The organism is Dysgonomonas sp. HGC4 (assembly GCF_001261715.1).
Lineage (GTDB): Bacteria > Bacteroidota > Bacteroidia > Bacteroidales > Dysgonomonadaceae > Dysgonomonas_A.
In genome coordinates, this window is sequence record NZ_CVRU01000118.1 from 1 (window position 1) to 9,787 (window position 9,787).

Here is a 9,787-nt window from a genome sequence, read left to right on the forward strand (position 1 = left end):
TATTGCTATCTTTGTTTCAAATTTACTACAAATAGTATTTTTTAATATAAATAGGTATAATATTTGTACATATAAAAGTGTACTAAAAAATCAAGAAATTGAAAACTTTGAAAATCTCTACCATAATGATAAGAGGGCTAGTTATATTTAGTCTGCTTATTTTAAGTGTAACAAGCTGTACCAACTCAGATGTAAATTTTACCGTCGAAGGTAAATTGGAAAATTTGTCAGTACCTACGATCTATGCTGTAAAAGAAATAACAAAAGATTCTGTATCTATTGATACTATAACGGTGGAAAAAGGAGGGAAATTTTCGTACAAAGGGAAGGTAGAGTCGCAAGCTTTAGTTTCTTTGTTTGTAGGGGAAGGGCTAAAGCCTCTTCGCTTTTTTCTTGAACCCAATTACAAAGTTAGTATTACAGGTAATGCTTTAGAGGGAGATTTAGTGGAAATAAGAGGAGGTAGGGTCAATAATGACTTGGCAGACTTTAAAAAGAAGAATGCAAATATATTACAGTCCAGATATAGGATATTGGCTAAAAATGAGAATCTGGATGTATCGGAATTGAAAAATGTTAATTATCAATTGGCTCGCTGTGTTCGTGAATGCGTTGAAAGCGATCCTGCTAAAATAGCTGCAGTAATATTGATGAATGATTTTTCTATTAATAATATTTCGGTTGATTTATTAGGTAATGATATTGATTTGTTGAAAGGTGAGGCTGCCAATTTTTATCTGACAACTTCTTTAAAAGACTACTATGATCGGGTTAAAATCTCAATGGTAGGTTCGGTAGCTCCGGACATTACTTTGCAAAGTACACGAGGAAAATCGGTAAGCTTGAAAGACTTCAGAGGGAAGCCTGTTTTGTTAATTTTCGATCTAAAAGAAGCTCCTTCCAATGAAGCTTATTTTAATTTGTTGAAAGAAACTCAAAAGACATTAAAAGATAAGGTTCAATTTGTTGCTATTGTCATTGATGAAGATGATAAATCTCCGGATCCTAAGATTGTAGAAATTGCTAATTCATTGGATTGGACTGTGCTACTAGATGGACGAAAATGGAATTCGCAAGCAGTGAAGAAATATAATGTAACAGAAGCTCCTTATATGATCCTTATTTCTAAGGATGGAGTAATTGAAGATAGAGATGTAACTTTTGAAGCATTATTGGAACTATACAAAGAATAGATAAAGAAAAAATAGATATATAGAAAAGAGAGGTTTTGTTAAATCTCTCTTTTTTTCTTTTATATTTGCCATTGTAGACACAAATTGGATTGAAAGTATCGTCTTTCTTTTTTTACTTATAACACAAAAGAATGCTAGTAAAAGTTTTTGGTGCAGCTGTACAAGGAATCAATGCAACACAAATAACAATAGAAGTTAACTGTTCGAAAGGAATCAAATTTATGTTAGTAGGGCTTCCCGATGCCTCCGTTAAAGAGAGCCACGAGCGTATAATTTCGGCTCTACAAGTAAACGGTTATAAATTTCCACGTCAACAAGTTGTAATTAATATGTCTCCTGCTGACATAAAAAAAGAAGGATCGGCATACGATCTTCCGTTGGCTATTGGTGTTATGGCTGCTTCGGATAGTCTGAAAACCGATAAGCTGGATCATTATATGTTGATGGGAGAATTATCTTTAGATGGTTCTATTCTTCCTATCAAAGGAGCTTTATCCATAGCTATTAGAGCTAGAGAGCTTGGCTTTAAAGGCTTGATTGTGCCCAAAAAGAATGCTAAAGAAGCAGGAGTGGTCAATAATCTTGAAGTATATGGTGTTGAGAGCATAACGGAGGTTGTTGATTTTTTTAATAATGATTTAGAGCTCGAACGTATTATAATAGATACAAGGGCTGAGTTTTTGAATAATCAACAGAATTTTGAGTTCAATTTCTCAGATGTGAAAGGGCAGGAAAATGTAAAACGGGCAATAGAAGTTGCTGCTGCTGGTGGTCATAATATTATTATGATAGGTCCTCCCGGAGCAGGGAAATCGATGATGGCAAAACGTCTTCCATCCATTCTTCCTCCTTTTACTCTGCATGAAGCTCTAGAAACAACCAAAATACATAGTGTGGCAGGTAAGATAGGAACTGATACTTCCCTGATGTGTATTCGTCCATTTCGTGCCCCTCATCACACGATCTCTGATGTAGCAATGGTTGGCGGAGGAATTTATCCACAACCGGGAGAAATTAGTCTGGCTCACAATGGAGTCCTATTCTTAGATGAGTTACCAGAGTTTAATAGAAGTGTACTAGAGGTTTTGAGGCAACCTTTAGAAGATAGATCTATATCTATTTCCCGATCGAAATTTACGGTCGAATATCCGTCTAGTTTTATGCTGGTATCTTCTATGAATCCTTGCCCTTGTGGATATTTTAATCATCCCGAGAAGCAATGTGTATGCCCGCAAGGAGTTGTACAGCGATATTTGAATAAAATATCAGGACCATTACTAGATCGAATAGATATTCAGATTGAGATTGTTCCTGTTCCCTTCGAAAAAATATCTAATTCGGGAACGGCTGAGGATAGTTCTTCAATAAGAGAAAGGGTGATTAAGGCCAGAGCCATTCAAGACGAACGATTTAAAGGTGAACACACTGTACATTATAATGCTCAGATGACATCTAAATTGATGCGTAAATATGCCACGCCCGATGAAGATGGTTTACAATTGTTGAAAATAGCAATGGATCGCTTTAATCTTTCGGCAAGGGCTTATGACCGGATTCTTAAAGTTTCAAGGACTATCGCTGATCTAGATAGTTCAGAGAAGGTTTTATCCAAGCATCTGGCGGAAGCTATTAATTACCGAAATCTAGATAGAGAAAATTGGGCTACCAAATAATTTTTAATTTGGTAGTACATCTATTTTTCTATTTCATTGGTATAACTCTGTTAAATATGAAAAAAATATATATATTTGTATATATATTGGTTGGAGGTATTTTTATTTAGCAGATATTGTTTTTTTTTACAATAAGTGTGATAATTAAAAGTACCTTTTTTCGTTTCTAATTTATTTGTTAAAATTATTGATATGAAATTTACAAGCTTGTGTAATTCGATCTTCGATCAGACTATTAAAGATTATCATGTAACTGATAATGTTGATACAGCTATATCTAATCCTTATGAGCTTAAAACGATAGAATACTATCTGTATTTAAAAAATTGGATAGATACGGTTCAATGGCATTTTGAAGATATAATCAGAGATCCTAACATTGATCCAGTGGCTGCGTTGGAACTTAAACGTCGTATCGATAAATCGAACCAAGATCGTACTGATTTGGTTGAATTGATTGACAGTTACTTTTTGGATAAGTACAAAGATATCCAACCCAAAGCAGATGCTAAGATAAATACTGAAAGTCCTGCATGGGCGGTAGATCGTTTATCAATATTGGCGTTGAAATTGTATCATATGCAACAGGAAGTAGATCGTAAAGACGTAGATGCTGCACACCATGAGCAGTGTTCTAAAAAATTAGCTATTCTTCTTGAGCAACGTAAAGATCTTTCAACTGCTATAAATGAATTGCTTGAAGATATTGAAGCAGGATCGAAATATATGAAGGTATACAAACAGATGAAAATGTATAATGATCCTGATTTGAATCCTGTCCTCTACGAAAAGAAAAGTAAATAAGGTTTACTGTTTTGTATTACAATAAAAATAAATATTTTAATTTACAATGGCGAGAGTTTTAATTACTCGAATATCTTCATTTGGCGATGTTGCAATGTTAGTTCCTGTTGTGTTTTCCGTGGCAGCACGATATCCTCAGGATCGTTTTATTGTACTGACCCGTAAAGCTTTTGCCCCGTTATTCGAAAATCTGGGATTCAACATAAATGCAGTAACAATTGATGTAAATAACCATCATAAAGGTTTTTGGGGAATATTCAGATTGCTACGTAGTGTCACTCGATACAAATATACTCATGTGGCAGATGTCCATGATGTGTTGAGAACAAAAATTATTCGCTTTTACATGTCTATTTTAGGAAAGCAGGTAGCTCATATAGACAAAGGACGTGCAGAAAAAAAGCAAATGATCGATAGCAAGGTCGTAAACCCTCCTCTAATACCTACCACAGAGCGTTATATGGAGGTGCTGGAAGACCTTGGATTCCCTGCAGAAATGGTATTTACCAACTACTTTGAACTAAAAGAGCGCTCTTTGTATCCCCTAAGAGCTGTTGTTACCGAAAAGAAAGGACGTTGGATTGGTATTGCTCCTTTTTCGAAGCATGCCGAAAAAGTATATCCTCTTGATAAAATGGAGAATGTTGTTGCAAAACTTTCTCAGCAACTTGATACTACTCTATTTTTATTTGGATCAGGACCTGAGGAACGTGCTCTTATGGAAAAATGGGCAGCTACATATTCAAATATAATTGCTGTATCAGGGAAATTAAATCTAGAAAATGAGCTTCTTTTAATGTCTTATTTGGATTTGATGATTTCTATGGATTCTGCTAATATGCATTTAGCATCTTTGGTAGAGGTTCCAGTTATCTCAATATGGGGAGCAACACACCCTCATTTAGGCTTTTATGGTTTTGGTCAAGATCCGAACAATGCTATACTGTCAGACATAGAATGTAATCCATGTTCAGTATTTGGTCAAGTACCTTGTTATAGAGGTGATATTGCTTGCCTGAATTCGATATCCGAAGAAAGAATACTTAAAAAGGTAGACGAAGTTCTTTACAGTAGAAGACGTATAGATAACACAGACGAAGTTGAACAATGAAAATAGCTATTCTATCACCATTCTATCCTTATAGGGGAGGGATTGCTTCCTTTAGTAATAGGCTCTATCAAGAGTTTCAAGGAACAGAAGGTGTAGAAGTATCAGCTTTTTCTTTCTCTTTATTATATCCATCCTTTCTTTTTCCGGGGAAAACCCAATATGTAGAAGGCGAAGATTCCTCATTGTCTCTTCAGTCAGAACGAATCCTTAATAGTGTTAATCCACTTTCGTGGCTATCTACAGCTAAAGCCATAAACAAATATAATCCTGATGTTGTAATTGTTGTCTATTGGATGCCATTTGTTGCGCCTGCTTTAGGTACAATATGCCGTTTGTTGGATAATAAGATAAAGATTATTTCTCTTATTCATAATGCAATACCTCACGAAAAGCGTTTTTTTGATAAAATATTTGCAAAATACTTCTTTGAGAAATGCGACAGTTTTATTGTGCTGAGTGAGCCCGTTAAGGATGACTTAGAAAAGCTTATTCCTCAGGCTAAAGTGCTTGTAACTCCACATCCTATTTATGATCACTATAAAGAGAGAATAAGTAAATCGGAGGCGTGCAAACTCTTAGATGTTGATGCAGATAAAAAGAACCTCCTTTTCTTTGGACTTATTCGTGACTATAAAGGTCTGGATTTGTTGATAGAATCGATGTCTTATTTAGATGATAGTTATCAGTTAATCATAGCAGGAGAGTGTTACGGTGATTTTCAGAAATATCAGCAATTAATAGATCAATCTCCATTAAAGGAGAATATCAAGGTTTTTGAACAGTATATCCCAGATGATATGGTAACCACATTGTTTTCGGCTGCAGATATATTGGTGTTACCTTATCGCGATGCTACGCAGAGTGGGGTAGTGGCTGTCTCTTATCAGATGGAGTTGCCAATGATAGCTACTAATGTGGGGGCATTGGGTGAAACTATTTCAATGTCTGCTACCGGTATTGTAGTTAAGGTCTCTCCGGAGGCTATTTCAGAGGGTATTAAGTCCTATTTTGAAAATGATACCCAAGTCTATTTAGATAATGTGCAGACTGAGAAAAAGCGTTTGTCATGGCTGAATTTTGTGCAATCACTTCAGCTTTTTCTACGAGAATAAATAGGGTAAGCATATAAAAAAATCACAGCTATATTTTATAACTGTGATTATCTATAATTGTTTTATTTATCGAAGTACTGAAAAATATCAGATTTATTTCCCCGATACGATTTTCTTAATATCACTTAGTTTGTTGAGGGCTTCCATAGGTGTAAGATTATTTACATCTAATGAGTGAATCTCATCACGAACCTGACTAAGTACAGGATCGTCCAATTGGAAGAAGCTTAATTGATAGCCTTCTCTTTTCTCATTGATTTCGGCAATAGGTTTAGCAATACCTTGTTTGCGATTATCGGTTTCCAATTGCTTAAGAATAGTGTCTGCACGTTTCACAATGCTTTGAGGCATACCTGCCATCTTAGCCACGTGTATACCGAAACTATGCTCACTACCTCCTTTTACCAACTTACGTAGGAATATTATCTTATTGTCGGCTTCTTTTACCGAAACATTAAAATTCTTAATTCGCTTAAACGATTTAGCCATCTCATTCAACTCGTGGTAGTGAGTTGCAAATAAAGTTTTGGCTCTTGCCTTAGGATGTTCGTGTATGTATTCAACAATAGCCCAAGCGATGGAGATACCATCGTAAGTACTTGTTCCACGTCCTAATTCATCAAATAAGACCAAACTACGATCTGATAGGTTATTTAGAATATCAGATGCTTCGTTCATTTCCACCATAAAGGTCGATTCTCCCAATGATATGTTATCGGAAGCTCCTACACGAGTAAAAATCTTATCAACAATGCCTATTTGAGCCGATTCGGCAGGCACATAACTCCCAGCCTGCGCCATTAATGTAATTAAGGCTGTCTGACGTAGTAAAGCCGACTTACCCGCCATATTAGGTCCGGTGATGATGATAATTTGTTGAGAATTACTATCCAGAAATACATCATTTGCAATGTATGACTCACCAAGAGGTAGTTGCTTTTCTATTACGGGGTGTCTTCCGTTCTTTATATTGAGAACATCAGAGTCTTCGATATTAGGGCGGATGTATTTATTTTCCTGTGCCGTTTTAGCAAACGAAAGTAAGCAGTCGGTACGAGCAATAAGGTTTGCATTTACCTGAATAGTTGGTATGTATTCAATTAGGCTAGCTACAAGATTGTTGTAGATGGTGGTCTCAAGAGTGAAAATCTTTTCCTCTGCACCAAGTATTTGCTCTTCGTATTCTTTTAATTCCTGAGTAATATATCGTTCTGCATTTACAAGTGTTTGTTTACGAATCCACTCAGCAGGTACTTTATCCTTGTGTGAATTACGAACTTCTATGTAGTAGCCAAAGACATTATTGAAGCTGATTTTTAGCGATGTAATACCCGTAGTTTCTATTTCACGTTGCTGTATCTGCAAAAGATAGTCTTTGCCCGAATAGGCAATGGCTCGAAGTTTATCTAATTCTTCGTTTACCCCTTTGTTAATTACATTTCCTTTGTTTAGAAGTGCGGGAGGGTCGTTTTGTATTTCTTTCTCTATCTTATCACTAATGATAGGACAAGGATTAAGCCGTTCACCTATTTCTTTTAAACTAGGTTCATCGGAAGCAAGAAACAAATCTCTAATAGGTTGAATAGCTTTTAAAGCGACCTTAAGTTGAACTACTTCACGAGGAGTGACGCGTCCTACGGCTACTTTGGATATAATACGTTCTAAATCGCCGATAAGGGCAAGCTTTTCTTCGAGTATTTGTTTTAAACTAGGATCACGGAAAAAATATTCGATAACCGCTAAACGGTCATTTATTGGTTTTACTTCTTTCAGAGGGAAAACCAACCAACGGCGAAGCATACGCGCGCCCATTGGAGATATAGTTTTATCGACAATGTCAAGTAACGATTTCCCACCTTCATTCATCGTAGAAATAAGCTCTAAGCTACGTACTGTAAACTTATCTAAACGAACGTATCTGTCTTCTTCTATTCTTGAAAGAGAAGAGATATGGCTTATCTGTGTGTGATGAGTTGAATCCAGATAATGAAGCACTGTTCCGGCAGAGATTATCCCGTCCGACAGATGTTCAACACCAAATCCTTTGAGGTTTTTGGTTTCGAAGTGTTTTAATAGACGGTCTTTTGCTGCATCTTGTGTGAAAATCCAGTCATCTAATTCGAATGTAAAGAAGCGAGCTCCAAAATATTCATCAAATAGTTTCTTTTTGCTGCGCTCTATCAATACTTCTTTAGGCGAAAAATTAGCAAGTAGTTTGTCTACATACTCTTTGCTGCCTTCTGCAATCATAAATTCACCTGTAGATATATCAAGAAATGATATTCCGAAGTTTTTCTTTGCAAAATGAATAGCACAAAGGAAATTGTTCTCCTTGTGGTTGAGTATATTATCATTGATTGATACACCGGGAGTAACCAATTCGGTTACACCTCTTTTTACCAGTTTGGTCGTTTGTTTGGGGTCTTCAAGTTGATCGCATATAGCAACACGTCTTCCTGCACGAACAAGTTTTGGTAAATAAGTATCTAAGGCATGATGAGGAAAACCTGCCAACTCTACAAACTGAGCAGCTCCATTGGCTCTTCGAGTGAGAGTGATACCTACAATTTCGGCAGTATCGATAGCATCTTGTGAGAATGTTTCGTAAAAATCACCCACCCGAAATAAAAGTATTGCATCAGGATGTTTACTCTTGATCTCAAAGTATTGTTTCATTAAGGGCGTTTCGGCTATTTTTTTCGACACAATTGTATAGTTTTTGTTATTTAGAACTATTCTATTTACTTGAATAAACAAAGTTAGAAAAAATCTGTAGATTATAGAAGTGTTCCTCTAAAGTATTAAAAAGGCAATTTCAGTCCGAAATAAAGCTCATCTTCTTAAGCTTGAACCTTCCCGCAGGCGTTGATTCTAATTCTCCATCAGATGTTTGGATGTTAATAGTGTACTTAATTGATGCTCCTTTGGGTTGGATTATTTCTTGTTGTGCCAAACTGTTATTAGCTCCAACAATATATGTATCTAGTGTGTTTCCTTGTTTGTGGCGACTTATAAATTGAGACCGTAAATTTCCATTGTAAGAGATTACATTAAAGAAGAACCTTATAGCATCCTCTGAGAAATTTATTGGCAGAGCCCAATTTCCTATTTGTAATTGGTATTCATTATCTTCTGTAGGATGCGATGAGTTATTATCCTTTTGCATTTTATTGAGATAATCAATCTGAAAGAATGGAGACGAAAATGCACATTTATCTATTCTTTTGAGTATGATGTGTCCTGCCGAATCAATCTCAAAACGAATAGTCGATCTATTTTCAATAGGAGTTACGTATCCTGATGAGCTGCAACAGTCACTTCTGAAAGTTGTAATAGTTAGAGTTGTATCAGGCTCAAAAACGTATGATTGCTGGAAAATTCCTCCATCACTTATTGGCGAATTCTCTAATATCAGTTCATTGTCTATCCCATTTATCAGTGTTTCGTCTTTGAAAACTAGAAGAGCCAAAAAATCTAGATTTCTTTCATCAAAATCATTATATATTAGAGTTTTTCGGATAACGAATAAATCATTTCCCTTATGATTGTCTATTTTTCCGATTGCGTATATTTTTTCATCGGCGGAATCAGAGGTGTACAGTTTTTCTGTAAAGCTATTTCTTGCTAAAAGGGAATCAGATGATCTTTTAGGTAAAAGATCGCCAAAATAAGACTTAAAGGTTGTATAATCGAAGTCGTTTTTTGTAGTTGTTTGAGTATTAAGTGAACCGTACGCTATGGCAATATTAAAAAGTATAAAAAGTGAATATCGGTACATTTCGTTTTTATTATCTGTGTTTACTTAGTGTGATAAATATTTTTTCTAAATATAATCAGATATATTTTATCTTGAAGTTTTTGTGTTTGTAAAGTTTTCAAAAGGACTGTCGGGGA

7 protein-coding genes are annotated in these 9,787 nt (G+C 35.6%); 5 read left to right on the forward strand and 2 right to left on the reverse strand.

The window, feature by feature from the left end; translation table 11 throughout:
* Positions 1–125 precede the first annotated feature (125 nt).
* From HGC4_RS12130 to HGC4_RS12150, 5 genes are all read left to right on the forward strand, one after another.
* Positions 126–1,193, forward strand: a complete 1,068-nt coding sequence (locus HGC4_RS12130) for a DUF4369 domain-containing protein (RefSeq protein WP_050710407.1) — start codon at positions 126–128, stop codon at positions 1,191–1,193.
* A 131-nt stretch (positions 1,194–1,324) separates the two neighbouring features.
* Complete coding sequence (locus HGC4_RS12135; protein WP_050710408.1) at positions 1,325–2,866, forward strand: YifB family Mg chelatase-like AAA ATPase; 1,542 nt, start codon at positions 1,325–1,327, stop codon at positions 2,864–2,866.
* 192 nt (positions 2,867–3,058) lie between these two features.
* The gene (locus HGC4_RS12140) at positions 3,059–3,670 is read left to right on the forward strand and encodes a DUF4254 domain-containing protein (RefSeq protein ID WP_050710409.1); all 612 of its coding nucleotides are present in this window, start codon (positions 3,059–3,061) and stop codon (positions 3,668–3,670) included.
* A 46-nt stretch (positions 3,671–3,716) separates the two neighbouring features.
* Positions 3,717–4,781, forward strand: a complete 1,065-nt coding sequence (locus tag HGC4_RS12145; protein WP_050710410.1) for a glycosyltransferase family 9 protein — start codon at positions 3,717–3,719, stop codon at positions 4,779–4,781.
* Positions 4,778–5,893, forward strand: a complete 1,116-nt coding sequence (locus HGC4_RS12150; protein ID WP_050710411.1) for a glycosyltransferase — start codon at positions 4,778–4,780, stop codon at positions 5,891–5,893. Before HGC4_RS12145 ends, HGC4_RS12150 begins: the two co-directional genes overlap by 4 nt.
* 93 nt (positions 5,894–5,986) lie before the next feature.
* On the opposite strand, the gene mutS is transcribed toward HGC4_RS12150, so the two are convergent.
* Both mutS and HGC4_RS12160 read right to left on the reverse strand, forming a co-directional pair.
* Positions 5,987–8,569 carry a DNA mismatch repair protein MutS gene (mutS, locus tag HGC4_RS12155; RefSeq protein WP_087880172.1) on the reverse strand — a complete coding sequence of 861 codons (2,583 nt, stop codon included), beginning with the start codon at positions 8,567–8,569 and terminating at the stop codon, positions 5,987–5,989.
* A gap of 139 nt (positions 8,570–8,708) precedes the next feature.
* Positions 8,709–9,671 (reverse strand): hypothetical protein, encoded by a 963-nt coding sequence (locus HGC4_RS12160; RefSeq protein WP_050710413.1) that lies wholly within the window; start codon positions 9,669–9,671, stop codon positions 8,709–8,711.
* Positions 9,672–9,787 lie beyond the last annotated feature (116 nt).